Source organism: Streptomyces sp. NPDC051561, from assembly GCF_044454195.1.
GTDB lineage: Bacteria > Actinomycetota > Actinomycetes > Streptomycetales > Streptomycetaceae > Streptomyces.
Map to the genome: position 1 here is coordinate 35,877 of NZ_JBITDM010000028.1, position 20,203 is coordinate 56,079.

Below are 20,203 nucleotides of genomic sequence, written 5' to 3' on the forward strand. Positions count from 1 at the left end.
ACCTCTCGGTGTTGTGGATCAGTGGGTGGTGGTGTGGGTGACCACGAGGAACTGGTCGGTGTCCAGGTCCATCAGGACGTGTGCGTCGCGGCCCTGGTCGCGCTGGGCGGCGGCGTATGCGTCGGCGGGCCAGGAGCCGCGGGGGCCTCCGGCGGGGAAGCGCTTCAGGACGGTGCGCTGGGTGGTGGGTGCGGTCGTCATCGGGGGCCGTCCTCGTCCTCGAAGCTGGGGTCGTCCACGTCGCCGAACATGGCGTCCATGGCCTGGCAGATCGCTACGCGGGCCTGCGGTGGGGCGGATTTCAGGACCTCGTGGGTCAGATCGAGCAGATCGAGATCGCCGAACAGGGCGTTCAGGTCCGCCCTGGTCGCCTCGTCCAGGGCGTCCGGGGGTGCGCTGGCGTGGAAGGCGTTCATGGTGTCGACCGCGTCGGCGAGCTGGTGGGCGCGGGCGGGAGTGAGGTGGAGGCTGCGGCTGAGGTCCGCGCCCGCCGGTGGGGTGCCTGTTGGGCTGAGGTGGATCCGGATGCGCTGATCCGGTCCGGGGGCCTGGTCTCCGGCGAGGGCCTGGGCGAGGGTCTCGATCGCTGCGGCGATCTCGGCAGTGCCCTGGGGGGTGTCCTTGTCGTCGGGGAGGTTGGGGGCCGCCCAGAGGATCTGAACGCTGTCGGCGTGCAGGCAGAAAAGGCCCTGCCCGGTCTCTGGGAGGGTGAGGCGGCCGACGACACGGAGCAGGTCGCCGGGACGGCACTCGGTGAGCAGAGTGTCGGCGACGTCCGCGTTGCTGGTGGTGCAGGGGATCAGCGCGGCGTGGATGAGGTGTTCGGTGGGGGAGGACTTCAGCCGCCAGGACGCGGTGTCGACGCTGTCGCCCGCTTCGGCGGGGGCGTCGAGGTGTCCGTCCAGGACCAGCTGTATCGGGGGGTTCAGCTGCTGCTGCATGTCGGTGGTTCCTTCGCGGAGTCGGAAGGTACGGAGGGTGGTCATCGGGCGGGGCGCGGGATCGTCCAGTCGCGCAGGGCCTCCAGGAGGAGGGCGCGGTGGTGGGCGCGGTCTTCGCGGGTGAGCGGCAGGACCTTGCTGCGGCGGGACCACGCGGGGGAGGCCGGCGGTTCCGGATGGGCGAGCGCCCGCTCCATCTCGATGGCGGCATCGGCGGGGGTTCGGGACGCGGGGAGGGAGAGGGGTTCGCTGGAGTGCGTCACGGCGGTCTCCTTGAACATGCGAAGGTGGAGGAGCCCCCGGGGAAAGTTCGGCTGGCCACACGGCTGGTGACGGAACGAACTGCCCCGGGGGCATTCCTGTTAGGCGTGGCCGGTGTCGCTGCGGCGCTTGGCCTGGAGGTCGTTGGCGAACCTGCTGGGGCGGGCCTCGACCGGGTTGGCGGCGAGCCAGGATTCGGCGCAGACCTTGTGGACGGCCTCTCCCGCGTGGGAACGCATGGGGGTAGGCCGCAGGCACAACGTGCAGGGGCGGTCCTGCCGGGCGTCGAAATGGCGGGCGTCGCGCCAGTCGAGCAGCATGCCCGGGGCCGGGACGGTGCCCGGCTCGTACGGCTGCCCCTTGCTTTTCCTGCTGGTCATGGCCGCAGGTCGGGTAACTGCTGGAGGACCTGGTCGAGTAGGTCCGGTGTCGGCTTCCAGGGACCGAGCTGCCCGCCGACGACGATGGGCAGGGCGAGCTCCTGGACGTCGGTGAGCACCAGGTGCCACGCCTCGGGTTCCGCCCATGGGGAGCAGGGCGGGGAGCCGTCGGGGTCTTGGTGGCAGTCGGTCAGGCGGGCGACGCCGACGGCCGCGCCGCGGTGCAGTGCGCGGCCGTGGATCGTACGGGCGACCAGCGGGTTACGCAGCACGGCGGGCTCCGGTTTCGCCTTACTGGCATGCAGAAGGACCCAGCCTCGCCAGCTCCAGGGCTTGGGCCTGTTCTCCACGCTCTTGCCCGCGAGGATGCAGGTCGCCCAGGGCTGGCGGATGGTGATGCCGCGGATCCAGTCGCCGCCCGGGAGATCGGCGGCGCTCACGCGGCACCCGCCAGGGTGTGGGTGCCGATGCGTCCGGCGCGGCGGCCGTTGACGCTCTGCGCGTGGGCGTGTTCGGGCCCGGCCTGGATGGCGACGCCCGTGTGCTTGCCGTGGAACATCGCAGCGTCGGCGGCCCGCATGAGTGCCGACCGGTCGCGGGTGCCGATCGTGTCGGGCGTCGCGGTGCCGACGGATACCGCGACGTCGACCAGGAGGCCGTCGCCGGTTGCTATGGGCTCGCTCAGCGTCTGCATGAGCTGCTGGAGGAGTGCCACGCGCCGGTCGGCGGGGATCTGGGTGGCGACGAGGAACTCGTCTCCTCCGTCTCCACCGAGCCGTCCGACGATGCTGCGGCTGCCTGCCCACTGGCTGATCCGGGTGGCTGTCACTGCCAGGACGTGGTCTCCCACGGCGTGGCCGTGGCGGTCGTTGAACTGCTTGAAGTGGTCGATGTCGCAGACCAGGACCATCGCCTGGTCGCGGTGGCGGTGGATGAACCGCTGCACCCGGGGCTCGAAGGACTCGCGGCGTAGGGCCCCGGTGAGTTTGTCGCGCTGGGAGTTCGCGAGCTGGCGATGCAGGGTCACGGCGTGGACGGTCCAGCCGGTGAACGGGACCGCGAGGGTCGTGATGAGGAGAGCGCGCTGCCCGAAGGGGGTGGCAACGCGCTTGGCGGGGTTCATACTTGGTTCTCCCTCTCGTCTCGTACGGGATGGGGAAACCCGGGGCAGGCGACGGTTTCGACGCCTAGTGCGCCTGCCTCGGGGCGAATTCACATCAGGCTGCGGGAGTTGACCCACTCCGTGGTGGTGGCCTTGTGCCAGTCCAGGACCCAGTCGGGACGCAGGGCGCACACGCCCCATCCGTCGCTGGAGTCGTCGGGAGCCGGTCGGCCGGCGGACACGCACTGCACGGCCCGGTCGTAGGCGTTGTGTGCGGCGGCCAGGGCCTCGTGCTCCCCGGCGGCGTAGCCGGTGAATACGTGATGTCCCTGCCGTTCCTGGTCCGTTGCGTGGTGTATCGGGACGTCGACCTAATTCCCTTGGAAGGACGGCCGGGCCAGCACGATCGGGCTCGGTGCGTTCGAACAGCGGAACCGTCACGCCTTTTCCCATGCGTGGCCCATAGGCCTCAGCGGAGAGCGGCGGGCGGTCCTGCGCTCCATGTGATGGTGGTCAGGTGGGCGCCGATCGGATGCCTAACGTCAACCAGGGCAGCAAGCACTCCTTCGAGACCGGTGACGGTCGGCGCCTCCCTGGCCACCACCCCTCGATCAACCATGGTGTGCTGCGTGGGCACCGGGTGGACATCTCACGTCGACCAGGCACTCGCATGCCCTCTTACGAGACCGGTGGCGCCCGGTGTCCTCGGAGCACACCACGCTTGGTGGGTGCTGGCGCCCGTGGACGTCGGGCGGACGACTTTGGTTCACGCGTCCCTGTGAGGGCTGATAGGAAGATCGCTCGCCGCCCGGCGCCTTCGGACGTCAACACCCACCACTTGATCACTCGTTGGAGTTGGTGGTGCGAGCCCGCCGCGCGGTGACCTCTTGTGAAGCCCGAGCCCTTGAGCTCCTGGCAAGACCGAGGCCCGTGAGGCGAGCTGGTGCCACGAACAGCTACTGAGGTGGCGGACCAGCCGTACGGCGGAGTCCTGGAATTGGGTCGCTGCGTGGCCCGCATGTGCTCGTGACCAGCACAACAACGTCATGGGAGAGGAAGACCGTGATCTACTGCGGAATCGACTGGGCCGAACGGCATCACGACGTCGCCCTGGTCGACGACGGCGGCCAGTTACTCGCGAAGCTGCACATCACCGACGATGCCGTCGGCTACCGCGCCTTGCTTGACCTGCTAGCCGAACACGGCGACACCGAGCAGGCGCCGATCCCGGTCGCGATCGAAACTGCACGCGGCCTGCTGGTGGCTGTGCTGCGAACCGGGAAGCGCAAAGTCTTCGCGGTCAACCCGATGGCCGCCGCTCGATATCGCGACAGGCACAGCGTGTCACGCAAGAAGTCCGACCCTGGCGGTGCCCTCGTGCTGGCCAACATCCTGCGCACGGACATGCACGCTCACCGACCCTTGCCGGACGACAGCGAATTTAGCCAAGCGATCGCCGTGCTCGCTCGCGCCCAGCAGGACGCGACGTGGAATCGTCAGCAGATCTCCAACCAACTCCGCTCACTTCTGCGCGAGTACTACCCCGCCGCGCTGGCCGCGTTCGAGCCTTGGAGGAATGGGCTCTGCCGACGGGAAGCACGGGAGATCCTGAGGGTGGCCGCCACGCCCACCCAGGCTGCACGGCTCACGCGCCCACAGCTGCAGGCCGCGCTGAGGCGCGCCGGCCGCGAACGGAGCATCGCCACCGAAGCGGACCGCATCCGTGGAATCTTCCGGGCCGAATGGGCCCACCACTCGTCGCTGGTCGAAGAAGCCCTCGGCAAGCAGATGCTCGCCCTCCTGGTGCAACTGGAGGCGGCCTGCAGGCTGCTGACGACCTCGCAGGGGCGGTCGAAGACGCTTTCCCTCAGCACCCGGACGCTGAGATCATCCTCAGCTTCCCGGGCCTCGGCGTCCAGCTCGGTGCCCGGGTGCTTGCCGAGATCGGCGACGACCGCAATCGCTTTGCCGACGCCCGCGGACTGAAGGCATACGCAGGCTCCTCGCCCATCACCAGAGCCTCTGGGAAGAAGTCGAGCGTCTCTCGGCGGTGGGTGAAGAACGACCGGCTCAACCACGCCGGCTACCTCTGGGCCTTCGCCGCCATCACTCGCTCACCGGGTGCCAAGGTGCACTACCGGCGGCGCCGCGACGAGCACGGAGACTGGCACGCATCCGCCCAGCGCAACCTTTTCAACCGGATGATCGGACAGCTCTACCACTGCCTCCAGCACGGCCAGCTCTTCGACGAGGCCGTCGCCTTCCCCACGGCAACTTCTGCGGACGTGTTGGTGGCCTGAGCGCGGAAATCTCACAGAAGTCCGGCAGCCCGCCGAAGCTTCACTCGATCGTCGGAGCTGTTCAGCTGCTCTGCCAGCATCGCCACCACACCCGCGTGTTCCGTGAAGACTGCCCGGCACTGTTCACGCTCGGGATGATCGCTGTCGCTGCCGAACCAACGCACCATCGCCTCGTTGCGCCCATCGATCGGCTCGGAGAACCCAGCAACCGAGACCACAAGATCCAACAGTCCGGACTGCACAGGAACCTGCGGGTCGCTTGCTAGGCGGAACAGAAACGGCAGTATGGCCGACATGGCCGCGTTCATCTCTCTGACGCTGTTGAGAATGGAGTTGGTGAGTACCCGCTTGGCCTCGGCTGCGGCGGCCTGATCGAGAAGACCGTGCAGCAGCACCGGGATTGCAGCAGGGCACTCCGGGAACTCGGACCAGCGAACTTCCTCACACCCGCGGAGGGCAGGATGGCCACGGTCGGCATCAGCCACCCGCGGGTAGTCCTGGAGGAACCGAGCAATCTCCGCATCCTTAGCGGCCAGATCCGTGCTGCACACCTGCCACTCCCCGTCCTGCCGCGATACGCCCCGTGCTTTGCGTCAGACGCACTCTCGCGCAACCAGAGATCCGTGGGCAAGCCAAGCCAGCGAACTGAATGTTCGACTCCCCATGCGCCCACGGAGGTTCGGCTTGACCAGCTAGGCGCCTGAGGTGTCTCGTATCGGCGCATGACGTCCAACTCCTTCCGTGTTGAGGGGCCACTGCGGCCGCCCCGGCCCCGGCTGGTGCGGGGGTCCGGGGCGGCACAGAGTGCGCTCATCTCAGGCGGTGATTCAGCTGGCCGCCGTGATGGCGGCGCGCAGGTGCGTGCGTGCCTGCGCCAGGTGGGCGTGCTGTTCGTCGGCCGTGCTGGTCAGCGCCTCGGTGAGGTGGTCGGCGGCGTGGTCGAGGTCGTCACTGGCGTCCTCGTGGTGGGGGAGGCGGGAGTCGGCGAGGAGGTCGCGGACTTCTTCGACCAGGTCGATGAACCGGGTCGGGGCGAGGCTGCGCGTCGGCTGGCTGCCGATGAGGGCGGTGAGGTCTGCGGAGAAGCAGGTGTCGAGCGCGGCGAAGGTGTCGGCCTTGGTCAGAGCAGCATTCATCGGGTTCTCCTTGTCAGGGATCGAGCCGGATCGTGGTCGAGGTGCGTGGGTCACCGGTGTCGGTGTGGGGCGCGTGGGGCAGCTCATGCGCGGTAGACCGGCGGGCGAATCCCGGCGCGGAGCTCGCGGATGACCGAGCAGGGGCCCTTGGTGGCGCAGTACGCGTCGTCGGTGTCCGGCAGGGCGTTGCCCGTGGTGCCCCACTTCTCGCGGGCCACCGCGTTCACGGCGCGCAGCATCTCGCCGTTGTTGGGGCGGCAGGCGCTGCTCTTGTCGCCGACGCCGTGCCGGGAGGCGCTGATCAGGTGCTGGCGGGCCTGGCGGGCAGCCCAACGGCGGCGGTCGGGACCGGTGTTGTCGTGCACGTGCCCCGAGTCGTGGAACGTGTCCATGTGGCAGCCCGTGCAGTGGTAGGTGACCATCTGCTGCGCCTCGCCGTCGGGAAGCCACTTGCCTTCGAACTCGTAGACGATGACCTCCGCACCCGGGATCTCGGTGTGCGCGAAGGCGGTGACGAGGCCGAGGCCGTCCGCGATCGCACCGCGTGCCTGCAGGTTCCAGAAGACGCGGGGGAGGAAGGTGTCCCAGCCCTTGCCGTGGGGCCACTGCGCGTACGTGACGCCCAGCGCGGCGTCGAAAGTGCCCTTGCCGTCGACGTTGTCGCGCTTGTACTGCTCGATCTGCTCGATCGACCCGAAGTAGGTCGCGGAGAACTCCTCGGACTCCAGGAAGATCAGCCCGTACCCCTCGGGGCGGGTGTCGTGGCCGTTGTCCCGCAGGATCTTGACCATGTTCTCGTAGCCGGGGTTGCCGGGGGCGATGGTGCCTACGAGGGGCAGTCGGTAGGAGTCGCAGCTCGTGACGTGGGCCGGGCTGGTGTCGCTGACGTGGTGCGGGGTGCCGTACGTGTTCGTGATCGTCTGCATGTCGAGGTCCCTTCGGGGGCGGCGGCCGGGGCCGCTCAGAACTGGAGCTGGACGGTGATGGGGGTGCGCGGGTCGCCCGCGCGGGTGTGGACGGTGCGGCGGTGCGCGGTCATTCCGGCGCTGCCGCCCTGGATCGGGAGGTGGCAGGCCGGGCAGCACTGCGCCCACTCGTCCCCGGCCGGGAGGCCAGCCGGGGTGAGCGGGTGCGGGCCGTCGGCGGCGCGGCTCACCGGTCCTCGCCTCCGGCCGGCGGCCGGTCGGCGAGGGCCAGGAGCTCCACGGCGAGGTCCGGCGCTGACAGGATGGTGCGCAGGACCGAGGCGATGCCGTCGCGCTCGATGGGGTTGAGCCGGTCCCACACGGCATGGGCGTCACCGTGAGCGCCGACGACCTTGAGGTAGTCGGCCTCGGTGGTGGCGGTGTGCTCAGCACCGCACCGTCCGCACCGGAAGGCGGCCTGGTCCCATCCGCATGCTGAGGTCTTGGCAGTCATCCGCTGACCGCCTCCAGTGCCTGTGCCTCAAGGTCGGCGCGGCCCTCGGGGTCGTCGTCCTGGTCGTCATCGGGCCCGCCGTGGATGGTGCAGGTGATGTCGGGGTCGCTGTCCATCGCGCCGGTCAGCGCCTTGTGCAGATCGGTGACCGAGTAGGCGGGCGCCCATGCTGGCCCGGTGCACTCCGAGTCGACGGGACAGGGCAGCGCCACGTCGAAGCCGAAGTCCCCCTCGCCGTCGACGTCGTCGCGGAACGCCAGGGTGAGTTTCTGCTCTCCGAGGCGGATCTCCGCGACGCGGTCCCGGCCGCCCGCCAGGTCCGACTCGGGCAGCCACTGCCACAACGGCAGGATCTCCGGGCCGAAGAAGCGGCGGACCAGGAGCAGGTCACCCAGGCCCTCGCTGCCCTCACGTCCGAGGTCGGCCTCCCGGGCGTGCGAGAGCCGCTGCAGGAACGGCTCCAGGCGGCGGAGGTTGTGCGCGAAGACCACCGTGTCGAACCCTTCGGCGCTCAGCTGTTGGTGGTCGTACGGCACCGCCTGATGCTGGGCGCGCACGACGTCCTCGGGAACGCGGCGGTTGTCCGGGCGCGGTCCCTGCCGCTGCAGGCACACCGACAGCCGCGTCGCCAGAACGACTGCGGCGGCCGGTACGCCGTGCCGCTTCGCGGCCGTCACCAGCTCTGCCCTGATGGGCCGTTCGAGATTCGTAGCGTCGATGACCGTGTTGCGGCCCCGGGCCATCCGGTGCTCCAGGATCAGCTGGAGGACGTCGGCGGCGTCGCCGGTCGCGCCCTGGTCGCCGGGGCAGTCACTGACGGCGCCGCGCAGAGCGTCGAGCGAGAGGACCTGGGAGGCCGGCCAGGTGCGGGCCAGCGTGGTCTTGCCCGCACCGGAGGCACCGATCAGCACGATCAGCCCGTTCTCGGGCAGCTCCGAATACAGCGAGGTCATGCGGGGTCTCCTTGCGGGTGAAGGGAGCGGGCAGCCCAGGTGAGGCGCTGTCCGGCGTTGTCGGTGAGCAGTGCGGCGGCCTCGTGCAGGGGGCAGGAGGCGTCGCCGTCGCTGTGGGGCTCGATCTGTTCCGCGCGGTGTGCGGCGGCGGTGACCAGCTGCGCGAGCGCGGGGAAGAGGCCGTCGGGGCCGCCGGGGGAGTCGGTGTCCTGCTGGAGCTCGCGCAGGATCGCCGCGAGCTCGCGGGGGTCGACGTCGTCGGCGCTCAGGTCGTCCTCGATCTGCTGGACGGCGAGCGCGGCGATACCCACGCTGGCGCGTACGCGGTCCAGGCGGGTGCGGGTGCGGGTGCGGGTGTGGCCGGTCACCGCGTGGTGGCCTTGGTGGTGGCGACCAGGGCGGCAACGGTCTCCCAGCCGTGGTGCCAGGCGGAGTCGAGGTGGAAGGCCCCGTTCATGCCGAAGTCGGCGAGCCGGTAGAAGTCGCCCTTGCCGGTCTTGGTGGCGATCTTCTCCAGCAGGCCCTTGCCCGGGACGCGTCGGTCGGCGGCGTAGTGGGTGGCGAAGGAGAGAGCGAGCGCGGCCGCGGCGGCGGCCGGGTGGACCCGGATGCCGAGCGCGCGGGCCCCGGCCCCGGCCACGAGTGCCTGCGTGGCCGTGTAGGTCAGGCAATGAGTCAGGCATGCGTTGCGGCCGTCGGCCGTGCCGTGGGTGGTCTTCTTGTTCGTGGCCGGGTCCTCGTAGGTGACCGGGTAGTCGTCGGAGGCGCCCTTCACACGGGCGCAGAAGTCCGACTGGATCCAAAAATCGCCGACGGCGCTGGCGGCGCGGGTCAGTCCGAGCAGGGCGGCGAAGGTGGCGGGGCGATGCGTCATGCTGGGTTTCTCCTGATCTCGAAGAGGTGAGGGAGCGGGCGGCCGGCCTTTGCCGGTGCTGCGGCCGCCCGGTGTGGCCCCGTCCCGGCCTGTGTGGCCGGGACGGGGTTCGCGCTACGCGGCCAGCCGGTGAACGGCGGGCGCGACGTAGCTGCTGGGGTCGGCCGGGATGCCCTCGGCGCATTCCAGGCAGGAGCCGATCTTTTTCAGCGGTACTGGCGCAGAGCACTTGTTCCGCTGCTGTCGTATTCCTGGCCACGGTCACGGCCGGGGGACGTTCGCCGAACTCTGCGGCGAGACGGCGGAATTGGGGCCGAGGAACCTTGGGGCATAGGTTGACGGCATGGTGGAGGGGGCGAACTCCGCGGCGCAGACCATGCCGCAGGAGCAGCAGACGAGGGGGCGGCATGCCGCCCGGCGGAAGAAGGACAAGGGCGGGCTGGCTCGTTCGTCTTTGCTGATGGCTGTTGGCACGGTGGTGTCGCGGGCGACGGGGCTGATCCGTCAGGTGTTGCAGGCCGCGGCGCTGGGCACGGGCTTGCTGGCCAGTACGTACAACACGGCGAACACCGTGCCGACGAGCCTGTACACGCTGTTGATCGGTGGCGCGCTCAACGCTGTGCTCGTGCCGCAGCTGGTGCGGGCCAGGACGACACAGCCTGATGGCGGACGTGCCTACGAGCAGCGTCTGGTCACGCTCGTGGTGTGCGTGCTGGGTGTGGGGACGGCGCTGGCGGTATGGGCGGCGCCGCAGATCGTGGGCCTGTACATGCGGGACACCCCGGGCAGTCATGAGTCGTTCGAGCTGACGGTGACGTTCGCGCGGTTCCTGCTACCGCAGATCTTCTTCTATGGGCTGTTCAGCATTTACGGGCAGGTGTTGAACGCCCGCGAGAAGTTCGGGGCGATGATGTGGACCCCGGTGCTGAACAACGTGGTGCTGGTAGGCATGTTCGCCGCCTATTTGGGGCTCATGACGGTTCCCGACCGGGTGGAGGACATCACCGCCGACCAGGTGCAGTTGCTGGGGATCGGGACGACGGCAGGCATCGCCGTGCAGGCCTTGGCGCTGATCCCGTTCGCGCGGGCGGCCGGTTTCCGTTTCCGCCCGCGGTTCGACTGGCGGGGCACCGGCTTGGGCAAGAGCGTCCACGCGGCGAAGTGGACGCTGCTGTTCGTCTTGGCCAACCAGGTCGCTCTGACGGTGGTCACGAATTACGCCAATGCCGCCGACCAGGAGCTGCCGCAGGCCGGCGCGGGCTACTCGGCCTACACCTACGCGCAGACCATCTGGATGCTGCCGCAGTCGATCGTGACGGTGTCCCTGGTGACGGCGTTGCTGCCGCGTATGAGCCGGGCCGTCGCTGAGGGGCGCGTCCCGGATCTACGCGCGGACCTGTCCCGGGTGCTGCGAATCAGTGGCGTAGTCATTGTGCCCGCCGCGTTCCTCTTCCTCGCTCTGGGGCCGCAGATCTCCGCGCTGCTGTTCGCCCACGGGGCGGCGGACGCCGACTCGGTCCGACCGCTGGGGTACATGCTGCAGGCGTTCGGACTCGGGCTCATCCCGTTCTCCGCCCAGTACCTGCTGTTGCGTGGCTTCTACGCGTTCGAGGACACGCGCACGCCGTTCTTCATGGCGGCTTGGATCGCGGGCGTGAACATCGCCCTGGCCACCGCCTGTCATTTGCTGCTGCCCGCCCGCTGGGCGGTCGTCGGGATGGCCGGCTCCTACACCCTCTCCTACGTGGCCGGTCTCGCGCTCACCGCGCATCTGCTGCGCAGGAGGCTTGGGGGCCGCATCGACGACGGCGACCTGCGCCGCACCTACGTGAAACTGTTCTGCGCCGCGGGCCCGGCGGCTGGGCTGGGCTGGGCTGCAGCGCGTGGGTGTGCGGGCTTGGGAAGTGGAACGTGGCCTACGGCCGTCGCGCTGGCTACCGGGGCGCTGGCAACAGCCGTGGGGTACCTCCTTCTCGCGCGGCTGATGAAGGTCAACGAGTTGCGTCGCCTGCCCGGAATGCGCTGAGTCCAGGCAGACGATGGAAGCAGGCGTGCTTCATGGACGGTCCTGCGCGCGGCTGGCGATGTAGTCGAGCCAGTCCCGCTTGGCATATCCGGTCCAGCGAGTGGAGTTGCTGATGCTGGTGCCGGTGAAGTCGGCGAGGACAGATGCTGGTAGATCGGTGGCAAGCGCGAGACGAGCACTGTTCCGGCTGGCGAGGGGTGCGATGCCGTGTCGGCGGAGCTTCAAGTAGAGGTAGGTAGCTCCGAGCGCGCGGGCGGGCTCCTGCCCGGGGAACAGCCATGGTGTTGTGCTGGCCGTCTGGTCGAGGTGCCAGCGTTTCTGGCGCTGGTCGCGCAGTGCGCGGACTAGCTGGGCGACTTCGGGTGGCAGCGGAAGGCGATGACCGTTGAGGTTGAGCGCCACCACCGTGTCGTCGTCGATGATGTCGTGCACGGTGAGTTCGAGCAGTCGGGTGTGCTGCAGCCCGAAGAGGAGTGTCAGGGCGCCGGCCGTGCGGACATCGAGAGGCAGTGCATCGTCGTCGAGACACCGGTGCAGTTGTTCGGCCTGGTCCTCGTCCGTGCTGAAGACACTGGGTGCGGCGACGGGGGTCCTGGGGACTGCGAGTTCGCCGGCCTGGCCCCGGCCTGTCGCCCAGGTGATGAAGGAACGCACTTCATGACGTTTCTCAGGCCCTTCTTCCAGCCACGTCTCGAGTTCTGGTTGTGTGAGCTTCCCGAGAGGGATGTCGTGCTCGTCGAGCCAGTCGAGCAGTTCCAGGGCTCGGCGCAGTCGTGATCGCATCTGGTGCTGCGTGCTGGCGCGTAGCGGGCGGTGCCGGTGGGCCCGGCGGATGCGGTGCAGCAGGTACCAGTGGGTGAAGGGGGTGAGGAACTTGCGCTGGGGGAGTGGTGCCTGGGCCAAGAGGGCGTCTGCCCAGCGGGGCAGGGCCTCCAGTCGGTCGTCCCTCGGTGGCAGCACCGCAGCGGCGACGAGGACGTCGCGGATGTAGCGAGTGGTCGGCGTATTGGGCAGGTCGTCGAGCTGTTGGTGGGTGAACTCCGCACCGGAAGCGCCTAGTTGGGACAAAAGAGTCGACACGCCATCGCAGGTCAGCCAATACGCCACTCGGCGAGGGTGTCCGGCGGCGGAAAGAGCCGAGTAAAAGTCTTGCCGCTGTCTGGGGACTGTTGTGCCATCTCCACCGAGCGCCTCGGCCAGTTGCTTCGTGGTGAAGCAGCGGGTGCACAATCGCTCGCGGAAGATCTTCTCGCTTGTGCCGCAACGCTGGCACGCGTAGGTGAGATCGACCCCGGCGCAGGGTCCGCAGATCCCGTTCCCCGCTTCGGTGAAACCGATGAGCGGACGTTGCTGTTCGCATTGAACGCAGGCCCCGGGGTGTTCACGCACTGCCGAGTAGCAGCTTGTGCAGACCGGGCCCATCGGCCAGTAGGCGTGAACAGGACGGTCACGGAGACAGCGTGCGCATGGCCCCGCAGGGCGGGGGTAACACCTCTGGCAGAACGGCTGTCCGGCCACCTTGCGCGCGCAGGGCCGTAGCCGGCCACAGGCGGAGCAGGCGACCGGCGGTGCGTCATAGCAGCGGGAACACAGATCGGGCGTGTCCTCGCCGCCGCGCCGGACGACCTTGCGGACTTCTCCGCAGCTGCCGCAGCGGCGCTGGGGTTGTCGGTAGCAGCGCCGGCAGACCGGGCCGTCCGCCGAGATCGCTTGGACTGGAGCTTGAGCTCCGCACCCGACGCAGGTGCGGAGCGGGCGTGGGTGGCACCCCTGACAGCGGACACTGCCGTCGGGCATGCGGAAGGTCGCGCGACGTACGCGCCCGCACTGCCCGCATGCGGTGGCAACGTGCTTGCCGTAGCAGGTGCCGCAGAGCGGACCGTTGGGACCCCTGGCGTTGATCTTCATCTGTCGGCCGCAGCCTGAGCAGGTATTCGGCGGCCGCACCCGACGAGCACAGGCCGAACAGCAGTGTCCGGCCGGGAGGCGATGTGTGAGTTGGCGCGAGGTCTTTCCGCAGCCGACGCACGTCGGCAGGGTGACCGGACCGTATCCGGCGTCCGTCAGGGCATGCGCGAGCCGTACCAGATTCTGCGGAGGTGTCGGGCCCGGATTCGTCAGGGCGTCTTGGTGGTCCTGGATATGGCGGGCAAGACCGACGCAGGAACGTGCTGTGATCTTCCCGCGCTCCAGTGCCTGCGCTGCCTGTTCGCCGGTCACCCCCGTGAGCCGGGCGGTCAGGTGGGCGATGACCTGTCGGTGGGCCTCCTCGAGGCGGAGAGGAGCGGTCATTCCGGGCCTGGGCGCCGGATCGTCGTGCGACGCGCTTGCGGCCGGGACGCCGTCTGCTCGCCGGCGGTCTTGCGCACCTCAGCGTTGGCGACCTCCACCTGGATCAGATCGTTGGGCTCACATGCGAGGATGTCGCACAACGCGGCGAGCGTGTCCATGGACAGCCGTTGCGGTGTCTGGGTCACGAGACGAAAGACCTGCTCACGCGACAGATGCACGCCGCGTTCGGCCAGCAGCGGGACGAGTTCCGTGGTCTGGAACATGCCCTTCTCCGCCATACGGATCCGAAGCTGCCAGTCGATGCCCATCTTCCTGATCATGCTTCCTGCCCCCATAGATCGCCGTGCCGGGCTTGCAGTGAGCGTCGCAGCAGCCGGTTTCGGTACTCGTCCGAAACGTGGCTGTAGATGGCCGTGGTGCTGGCGTAGGCGTGGCCGACCTGGTCCTGGACGAACTTCTCTGGATAACCGAACTCGATCAGATGGGTCACATAGCTGTGCCGCAGCGAATGCAGGTCCAGCTCCGCAGGCAGGGCGGCGGCCCGGCGCGCCGTCTCGAAGGCGCCGTTCAGCCGTCTCAGGGACATCCGGTCGCGGCGCTCGGTGATCCAGAATGCCGGGTGCCTGCCCGGCACGAAGGCGGGGCGGATCTCGCTGACGTACTGGTCGAGAACGTCCACGATCCAGTCCATCTCAGGGACGGTCAGAACACTGCGGCGCTTGGGAGGCCCGCCCTTGGATGCCTTGCCGTAGCGGACGAAGATCGCCCCGAAGCGGCCGTATTCGGCGACCTTGGGATTCCGGCGCAGGTCGCACAGGTCCAGGCCGCACGCTTCCTGTCGCCGCAGGCCGTAGGCGTAGACCGTCTTCAGGACCATGGCGTCACGAAGCGCCGCGAGGGAGCCCTTGCGTCGTCGTGTGCGGATCTCCTCAACGCGGCCGTCGGCGGCGTCGAAGAGCGCTTGGACTTCGTCGTAGGTGAGCGGGCGGCGTTCGGCGGCTCCTTCGTACTCGCTGGTGTGGGTGATCGTGTTCCACTCGTGCAAGAGCTGGACCGGAGCCCGGCCGAAGCGCTCACTGCAGGTGGACGGCCAGCCGTAGCGGGTGTCGGTGATGTAGTCGAAGAACAGCCGCAGGTCGTTCTGGTAGTTCCGTGCGGTCGACACCGCCAGTGGCCTTCCAGGGCGCCGAGTACGAAGGTCGTCGAAGAAGGCCTCCACCTCGGCGGGGTCCCATTGCCACGGGTACTCATTGGTGAAGCGGGCCAGTCGACGGACCAGCGCGATCCGGGGGCGGATCGTCGACTCCCTCAAGAAGCGCGTGCGCTGCTGCAGTGCCCAGCCCTCCAGCATCGCTTCCAGGACAGCGGGTTCGGGGTCCAGGTGTACGACTCCGTCGGCGAGGACAAGGCGCGCGGCTCCAGGCATATCAACGACAGCACTCACGATGCATCTAACGCATCATCGTTGAGTCGGTAACGGGCGCCAGGTCAGCGCATCGCAACCAGCCACCGACCCGGCACTAACCTGGGCACCAACTGCAGCTCAGCGAGTTGGCGCAGCGCGAGATGTGTTGCATTTGATGCAATACGGCAGCTTGGAGACAGAATTCGTACCGCCGTCCGCAGGTGGGGACGGGACAGGTCTGGCGTTTGGCCATCGCCCGGTCCAGGGCCCATTCCTGAGCCAGCGTCGGCTTCCGCTTCGGTGCGGCCAGGTCGACGCGGAGCAGGAAGCCCCTGGTGGGGTGGCGGCATGACCACTGCGGGGTGTTCCTGCACAACCGGCAGCGCAGGATGGCCACCGGGCCCCTGTTGCCACCCGGGCTGAGGCCCATGTCCCGTAACTGCCGTCGGGTGACCAGGCCCTCGGGTACTGCGCCACGGTCGAACTCCGAAACCAGCGGGTTCGCAGAATCTGAAGGCCACCGGGTCGGGAACGCGCTGGCGGTGGGTGGGCAACACTCGGGGAGGCACGCGGGTTCGCCCGGCTCCGCTGGTGTCAGTGGGCTGTGAAAGCCTCGCGGGCATGAGTTACGACTTGGCAGTATGGGAAGGCGAAAGACCAGCGGACGATAAGACTGCTGGTCGGGTCTTTAACGACCTTTACGACCGCCTCATGGAGACGGAGACTGACGAGCCTCCGACCGAGCGCATCCGGGACTATGTCGCCGGGCTCCTTGAGCGCTGGTGCGACCTGACCGAAGACGACGACGACACCTCGCCGTGGTCCACCGGTCCGTTGATCGGCGAGGCCCGTGGCTCACTGATCTACTTCCCGATGCGCTGGAGCATGGCTGAGGAGGCCTCCGGCTTCGCGGCTGACCTTGCGCGGTCCATGGGTCTGGTCTGCTTCGATCCTCAGCTGAACAAACTCAGGCCTTAACGACCTCGGTCGGTTCGCCACCAGCACCGGATGGTAACGGCGCCTATGCCCGGGTGGGGTCGATCGTGAAGCGTTCGGGGTGGGCGGTGCGGACGTAGTGGATCGCGGTGCAGGAGGTGATCCCGAACAAGCGCATCAGCCTGACAGGGTCAGCGGTCTCCTGCGCTTCGTCCAGTAACCGGTCCTGTCGGAGCTGGGTGAAGTTGATGCCGATGCGGTCGCGGAGAGATGAGAAGTTGGAGATTCCCACGGGCGGGCGGTCGATGTGCAGTGCGGTGAGAGGGCTGCCGAATCCTGCATGGCATCGCAACTTACTGGCCGTACTCGCAGAATCTGCCAGTTACTGCGAACACCTCACACGTACGAATGAAGTCCGGTAGAAGGCCTCCCACCTCCCCACTTGCACTCTTCTCGGCAGGCACATCGCGAAGGAACCAGCGTGAACTCCAATTTCGAGGAGCGCGTCGCTGCGCGCTACCCGTTTCGCCTCGCGGCGGCGCCGTTTGCGGCGGGGCATCACCGGCTCCAGGGTTCCGGGAGGCGGTGCGGGGGCTGCGGGTAGCGGGGGCCGGGGCGCTGTGGGCGGGGGCGGCCGATCCGGCGGCGCGGGCGAGGGATGAGCACGAGTGATCTCCTCCAGCAGGCGGTAGACGACACCGCGCCCCGCTGACGTCGGTGCGTCGGCGGGGCGCGGGAAGAGGGCCGGTCGGCCTGTCCGGCCCTCATCCGGGGTGGGTGAGGACCAGGCAGGGCGGTCGGGGCTGGGTTCAGAGGGCGGCGGCGATGACGGCCAGGACGAGGGCGGCGGCCGCACCGAGGATGAGGGCGGCACCGACGCTGGCCCACCAGTAGTGGCCGATCGTCTTCTCGTTGTGGAGGTCGCTGAGCCCGTCCGCGATGCGCGCGTGGAGCGCTACGAGCGGGGAGAGGGCGGCGTACCAGCGACCGAGTCTGTCGACCTCACCCACGACTTCTTCGTCGGGTATGTGCCCGCCGTGCAGCGTGAGGCGGTGGCCCTCGCCTTCGGCGGCCAGGTCGGGCAGGTCGAAGAGGACGGGGCTGGTGGTGCGGCAGACGCTGCAGCGGTAGCGATAACGGCGCACGGGGCCTGGTCTCCTAAGGGGTTTGGGGTGGTGGGGCGGGGCAGAGCTGCGCCCCGCTCGGAAGGGCTCTCCGGGCGGGGCGCGGGGTGGGGCTATGGGGTTTTGGTGCGTGCGGCCCGGTTCACGGGGCCGGGCCTGGGGCGGTGACTCGGTATCAGTGGTTGATCTGCCTGCGGACGTCCGCGACGAGGCGGAGGATCTCGGTGGCCATGTCGGTGATCGTCTGGAGCTGCCTGTCGATGTCGGCCGGGTCCGAGCCGGTGAACGAGAACGACCGGTCGTCACGGTCCGGTTCGGGGTTGGTGAACGAGAACGACACGGGCAGCTCCAACCGGGTCAGATGTTCATGTGGTGGGCGCGCCGGATGGCGGCCTCCCACACGCTACGCACCTGTGCTCCGGTGTGGGAGTCGTTCCAGGAAGGGATCGCTTCCCACCTCTTGCCGTGCTGCTTGCGGGCCTCGTCCAGGAGGAGATTCCCCGCGTCGCAGTAGGCGGCATTGCGGGCTCCTGCCGCTGCTCGCAGTGCGCCGATGGAGCAGCGGGCCCCGTCGGGACGGACGAGGGCGCGCTTGGCCCAGCCGTGGCTGTCGAGGATGGCGAGGGCGTCGGTGAGGGTCTTCTCGACCGCGCCGGGCCGATGCACCGGCGGGGCGGAGGGGACGGGGGAGACCGGTGCGGGAGCGACGGGAGCCGCAGAGGCGTCGGACTTCGGGCTGGGGTCGAGGAGCTGGAACGCCTTCGCGTACAGGTCCTGGTCGACGGGGGTGAACTGGGATTGGGTGTGGGTGTGGGTGTGGGTGTTCATGCTGCCCTCCACAGGCCGTTCTCGTTGGTGACCTCGTCCCGCTTCTTGAGCTCGGACAGGCGCGGCTTGATGTTCTTCGCGGAGGTGCCCAGCTTTCGGGCGATGGTCTCGGCGGTCATCGGAATGGACTGCTCCCTCAGGAGTTCGAGGATGCGCGGCTTGATCAGCTCCTGTCCGTCGGATGCCCCCGCGGCCGCACCGGGAGCACTGGGTCTGCTGGATCCGGCGACTACGTGCAGACCGCCGGGGTGGTGGTGGGCCGCCTCCTGCGAGGAGGGGGCGCCCTCGGCTGCGGCGAGGAGGTCGGCGAGGCTGCCGATCAGGTTCTTGCCCCGCTTGTCGACCATCGGCGTCTGGGCGATCGTGTCGCGCTCACGCCAGGCGTCGCAGTCCTCGATCCTGACCGGCGACCCGCCTCCGGCGAGGGAGACGGGCGGCACGTCCAGGTGCAGGGAACGGAACTGGACGGCCTGCGAGCCGGGCGTGAGGAGGTAGCCCAGGCCGAAGGTGCCGTCCTCGGGAGCGGCGGCGACTTCGGTGGCCAGGCCGCTCATGTCCCGGTCGGAGACCTTGGCGTACTGGCCGGGCCACTGCGAGGGGATCATCGACAGGTCGATGCCCTCCGCACCCTCCACCGCGTTCGCACCGACCAGGGAGCCCTGACCGCGCGCGCAGCGCAGGAAGACCGCGCCGCCGCCGATCAGCAACTGGGAACGGATCACGGTGGAGTTGCCGAGGTCTTCGGCCAGCGGGGTCTGGGTGGCCAGGACCACGCCGATGCCCCGCTTGAGGGACCGGCGGGTCAGCTGCTCCACGATCGCCTTCGCCTCCAGGTGGTACGGCGAGGAGGCCGACAGCAGCATGTGCGCTTCGTCGATGACGAACAGGACCAGCGGGTCGGTGAAAGGGAAGGCCGGGCTGCGGTAGCGGGCCTCGCGGTCGAGCATCAGCGCGTAGGCCAGGCGCAGCGCGCCCATCGCCTCGTCCAGGCCGTCCCCGCAGTAGGCGGCCAGCGAGGCTCCCGCGATGGTACCGGCCTGCGGGGACGCCAGGATCACGGCGATGCGTGACTTGTGGGCGGAGAGCAGGATCTGCTCCAGCAGTCCGGACTTGCCCGACCGCGACCCGCCGACGAGGTAGAGGTGGCGGGCACCGGAGCCGGGCTGCGCCAGCGGCAGCAGGGCGGCCCGGCTGTCGACGTAGGTGCCGGCGCGGACGTAGCCGCGCGCGTCCATCGACAGCTCGTCCAGGACCGAGGAGAGCATCGTGCCGTGCATCAGCGCGTGCTCCCGCATCACCCGGATCCCCATCTGCGACGGCTTGTCGCCGGGGGCCAGAGCGATCTGGATCGTTTCCAGGTCGAGGTTGCCAGCGAGGTCCTGGAGGTTGACTGTGCCGATCGCCCGGCGGTCTCGGGTGGCGGTGCCTTCCCAGTCCAGCGGCCCGTCGTAGCGGGTGACGGTCAGCGTGGTACCGGGCATCGCGCCCTCCGGCACGCCGACGTATACGGCCCACAGCTCCTGGGGAGTCGTGGGGGCTCCGGCCGTGATCTGCGGCTGCGCCGCCGCCACCTTCAACTGCACGGTGACGGGAAGGGCGTTCGGCGCGTAGTGCTTGGGGTCTCCCAGTTCGACCTGGGAGACGGGGACCCGGTAGACAGCGGCGATGTCGGCTTCCCGGACCTTCACCTGCTGCCCGGGGGGCAGGGTGATGATCCCGGTGAATGCCACGTGATCGCCGTCGATCTGAAGGCCGAGGTGTTCCAGGTTTGCCCCGGGCTGGATGAGCTTGCGGCCCTCGGTCTGGGTGGGCCCGGAGATGAACTCCGCCCACCAGGCGGCGATCACCTGTTCCTGCGACGTCAGCCCCGCTCCCGTGCCCGCGCCCTTGGTCGTGGTCGCGGGCGTGAGCGCGGCGGCGGGGATGTGGCCGGTGAGGTTGCGGTGGTGGGCGAGGGCGGCCGCCCCGGCCGGAACGGCGAGCCCGAGGGCGATCAGCGGGTTCATGCCGCTGGCGAGGACCTCGCCTGCGGCGATGCCGCAGCCGGTGGTCGTGAGCCCGCACGCGATCAGGGACCGCAGATGCGGGGCGGAGGTGTTGACGGCCCACGCGCAGGCTCCGGCCGCCGCGGCGGCGAGGGCGGACCAGGGGCCGGCCACGAGAGGCACCACCGCGAGCGCGGCGGGCGCGTACTGGATGAACTGTTCTCGGGTCGGCCCCACGGTC

Annotated in this window: 26 protein-coding genes and 1 pseudogene; 3 read left to right on the plus strand and 24 right to left on the minus strand. The window is 69.1% G+C overall.

The features are described from left to right. Nucleotides 1–18: 18 nt before the first annotated feature. The 7 genes from ACIA73_RS36800 to ACIA73_RS36830 form a co-directional block, all read right to left on the minus strand. Complete coding sequence (locus ACIA73_RS36800) at nucleotides 19–201, minus strand: hypothetical protein (RefSeq protein WP_399443326.1); 183 nt, start codon at nucleotides 199–201, stop codon at nucleotides 19–21. Continuing rightward, nucleotides 198–941: a hypothetical protein gene (locus ACIA73_RS36805; protein WP_399443327.1), complete on the minus strand. Its 744-nt coding sequence runs from the start codon at nucleotides 939–941 to the stop codon at nucleotides 198–200. Before ACIA73_RS36805 ends, ACIA73_RS36800 begins: the two co-directional genes overlap by 4 nt. Before the next feature lie 41 nt (nucleotides 942–982). Then, complete coding sequence (locus ACIA73_RS36810) at nucleotides 983–1,204, minus strand: hypothetical protein (protein ID WP_399443328.1); 222 nt, start codon at nucleotides 1,202–1,204, stop codon at nucleotides 983–985. A 99-nt stretch (nucleotides 1,205–1,303) separates the two neighbouring features. Continuing rightward, a complete protein-coding gene (locus ACIA73_RS36815; RefSeq protein WP_399443329.1) occupies nucleotides 1,304–1,582 on the minus strand; it encodes a hypothetical protein in 279 nt (92 codons plus the stop codon). Continuing rightward, complete coding sequence (locus ACIA73_RS36820) at nucleotides 1,579–2,022, minus strand: hypothetical protein (protein ID WP_399443330.1); 444 nt, start codon at nucleotides 2,020–2,022, stop codon at nucleotides 1,579–1,581. The genes ACIA73_RS36815 and ACIA73_RS36820 overlap by 4 nt, the downstream gene beginning before the upstream one ends. Next, a complete protein-coding gene (locus ACIA73_RS36825; RefSeq protein ID WP_399443331.1) occupies nucleotides 2,019–2,705 on the minus strand; it encodes a GGDEF domain-containing protein in 687 nt (228 codons plus the stop codon). The genes ACIA73_RS36820 and ACIA73_RS36825 overlap by 4 nt, the downstream gene beginning before the upstream one ends. 89 nt (nucleotides 2,706–2,794) lie before the next feature. Next, nucleotides 2,795–2,926: a hypothetical protein gene (locus ACIA73_RS36830; protein WP_399443332.1), complete on the minus strand. Its 132-nt coding sequence runs from the start codon at nucleotides 2,924–2,926 to the stop codon at nucleotides 2,795–2,797. 820 nt (nucleotides 2,927–3,746) lie between these two features. Here ACIA73_RS36830 and ACIA73_RS36835 point away from each other — a divergent pair. After that, nucleotides 3,747–4,984, plus strand: a pseudogene (locus ACIA73_RS36835) (IS110 family transposase). A gap of 11 nt (nucleotides 4,985–4,995) precedes the next feature. On the opposite strand, the gene ACIA73_RS36840 reads toward ACIA73_RS36835, so the two are convergent. The 8 genes from ACIA73_RS36840 to ACIA73_RS36875 all read right to left on the minus strand — a co-directional run bounded on the left by ACIA73_RS36840 (nucleotide 4,996) and on the right by ACIA73_RS36875 (nucleotide 9,366). Continuing rightward, nucleotides 4,996–5,535 carry a hypothetical protein gene (locus ACIA73_RS36840; RefSeq protein ID WP_399443333.1) on the minus strand — a complete coding sequence of 180 codons (540 nt, stop codon included), beginning with the start codon at nucleotides 5,533–5,535 and terminating at the stop codon, nucleotides 4,996–4,998. Between the two features lie 276 nt (nucleotides 5,536–5,811). Next, entirely contained in the window at nucleotides 5,812–6,120 is a 309-nt protein-coding gene (locus ACIA73_RS36845; RefSeq protein ID WP_399443334.1) for a hypothetical protein, read from the minus strand. 83 nt (nucleotides 6,121–6,203) lie between these two features. Next, nucleotides 6,204–7,046 carry a hypothetical protein gene (locus ACIA73_RS36850; protein WP_399443335.1) on the minus strand — a complete coding sequence of 281 codons (843 nt, stop codon included), beginning with the start codon at nucleotides 7,044–7,046 and terminating at the stop codon, nucleotides 6,204–6,206. 35 nt (nucleotides 7,047–7,081) lie between these two features. Then, a complete protein-coding gene (locus ACIA73_RS36855; protein ID WP_399443336.1) occupies nucleotides 7,082–7,276 on the minus strand; it encodes a hypothetical protein in 195 nt (64 codons plus the stop codon). Continuing rightward, a complete protein-coding gene (locus ACIA73_RS36860) occupies nucleotides 7,273–7,539 on the minus strand; it encodes a hypothetical protein (protein ID WP_399443337.1) in 267 nt (88 codons plus the stop codon). Before ACIA73_RS36860 ends, ACIA73_RS36855 begins: the two co-directional genes overlap by 4 nt. Further along, the gene (locus tag ACIA73_RS36865; protein WP_399443338.1) at nucleotides 7,536–8,492 is read right to left on the minus strand and encodes an AAA family ATPase; all 957 of its coding nucleotides are present in this window, start codon (nucleotides 8,490–8,492) and stop codon (nucleotides 7,536–7,538) included. Before ACIA73_RS36865 ends, ACIA73_RS36860 begins: the two co-directional genes overlap by 4 nt. Further along, nucleotides 8,489–8,860, minus strand: coding sequence for a hypothetical protein (locus ACIA73_RS36870; protein ID WP_399443339.1), 372 nt, complete (start codon nucleotides 8,858–8,860; stop codon nucleotides 8,489–8,491). The genes ACIA73_RS36865 and ACIA73_RS36870 overlap by 4 nt, the downstream gene beginning before the upstream one ends. Beyond that, on the minus strand, nucleotides 8,857–9,366 hold the full coding sequence (locus ACIA73_RS36875) for a hypothetical protein (protein WP_399443340.1): 510 nt from the start codon (nucleotides 9,364–9,366) through the stop codon (nucleotides 8,857–8,859). Before ACIA73_RS36875 ends, ACIA73_RS36870 begins: the two co-directional genes overlap by 4 nt. 343 nt (nucleotides 9,367–9,709) lie before the next feature. On the opposite strand from ACIA73_RS36875, the gene murJ reads away from it, so the two are divergent. Beyond that, on the plus strand, nucleotides 9,710–11,392 hold the full coding sequence (gene murJ, locus ACIA73_RS36880) for a murein biosynthesis integral membrane protein MurJ (RefSeq protein WP_399443341.1): 1,683 nt from the start codon (nucleotides 9,710–9,712) through the stop codon (nucleotides 11,390–11,392). Between the two features lie 30 nt (nucleotides 11,393–11,422). Here the strand turns inward: murJ and ACIA73_RS36885 are convergent, their stop codons facing one another. The 4 genes from ACIA73_RS36885 to ACIA73_RS36900 all read right to left on the minus strand — a co-directional run bounded on the left by ACIA73_RS36885 (nucleotide 11,423) and on the right by ACIA73_RS36900 (nucleotide 15,750). Then, nucleotides 11,423–12,472: a hypothetical protein gene (locus ACIA73_RS36885; protein WP_399443342.1), complete on the minus strand. Its 1,050-nt coding sequence runs from the start codon at nucleotides 12,470–12,472 to the stop codon at nucleotides 11,423–11,425. A gap of 1,208 nt (nucleotides 12,473–13,680) precedes the next feature. Then, nucleotides 13,681–14,004, minus strand: coding sequence for a helix-turn-helix transcriptional regulator (locus ACIA73_RS36890; protein WP_031116469.1), 324 nt, complete (start codon nucleotides 14,002–14,004; stop codon nucleotides 13,681–13,683). Next, nucleotides 14,001–15,110 carry a tyrosine-type recombinase/integrase gene (locus tag ACIA73_RS36895; protein ID WP_399443343.1) on the minus strand — a complete coding sequence of 370 codons (1,110 nt, stop codon included), beginning with the start codon at nucleotides 15,108–15,110 and terminating at the stop codon, nucleotides 14,001–14,003. Before ACIA73_RS36895 ends, ACIA73_RS36890 begins: the two co-directional genes overlap by 4 nt. 94 nt (nucleotides 15,111–15,204) lie before the next feature. Beyond that, nucleotides 15,205–15,750: an RRQRL motif-containing zinc-binding protein gene (locus ACIA73_RS36900; protein ID WP_399443387.1), complete on the minus strand. Its 546-nt coding sequence runs from the start codon at nucleotides 15,748–15,750 to the stop codon at nucleotides 15,205–15,207. Nucleotides 15,751–15,800: 50 nt separating this feature from the next. Between ACIA73_RS36900 and ACIA73_RS36905 the strand changes: the two genes are divergently transcribed. After that, nucleotides 15,801–16,067 carry a hypothetical protein gene (locus tag ACIA73_RS36905; RefSeq protein WP_388259353.1) on the plus strand — a complete coding sequence of 89 codons (267 nt, stop codon included), beginning with the start codon at nucleotides 15,801–15,803 and terminating at the stop codon, nucleotides 16,065–16,067. A gap of 43 nt (nucleotides 16,068–16,110) precedes the next feature. Here ACIA73_RS36905 and ACIA73_RS36910 read toward each other — a convergent pair whose 3' ends face one another. The 5 genes from ACIA73_RS36910 to ACIA73_RS36930 form a co-directional block, all read right to left on the minus strand. Next, nucleotides 16,111–16,317: a hypothetical protein gene (locus tag ACIA73_RS36910; RefSeq protein WP_399443344.1), complete on the minus strand. Its 207-nt coding sequence runs from the start codon at nucleotides 16,315–16,317 to the stop codon at nucleotides 16,111–16,113. A gap of 517 nt (nucleotides 16,318–16,834) precedes the next feature. Next, on the minus strand, nucleotides 16,835–17,170 hold the full coding sequence (locus ACIA73_RS36915) for a hypothetical protein (protein WP_399443345.1): 336 nt from the start codon (nucleotides 17,168–17,170) through the stop codon (nucleotides 16,835–16,837). Between the two features lie 154 nt (nucleotides 17,171–17,324). Beyond that, nucleotides 17,325–17,489, minus strand: a complete 165-nt coding sequence (locus tag ACIA73_RS36920) for a hypothetical protein (protein ID WP_399443346.1) — start codon at nucleotides 17,487–17,489, stop codon at nucleotides 17,325–17,327. Nucleotides 17,490–17,506: 17 nt separating this feature from the next. Continuing rightward, the gene (locus ACIA73_RS36925) at nucleotides 17,507–17,977 is read right to left on the minus strand and encodes a hypothetical protein (RefSeq protein ID WP_399443347.1); all 471 of its coding nucleotides are present in this window, start codon (nucleotides 17,975–17,977) and stop codon (nucleotides 17,507–17,509) included. Further along, a complete protein-coding gene (locus ACIA73_RS36930; protein WP_399443348.1) occupies nucleotides 17,974–20,199 on the minus strand; it encodes a hypothetical protein in 2,226 nt (741 codons plus the stop codon). The genes ACIA73_RS36925 and ACIA73_RS36930 overlap by 4 nt, the downstream gene beginning before the upstream one ends. Nucleotides 20,200–20,203: the final 4 nt, after the last annotated feature.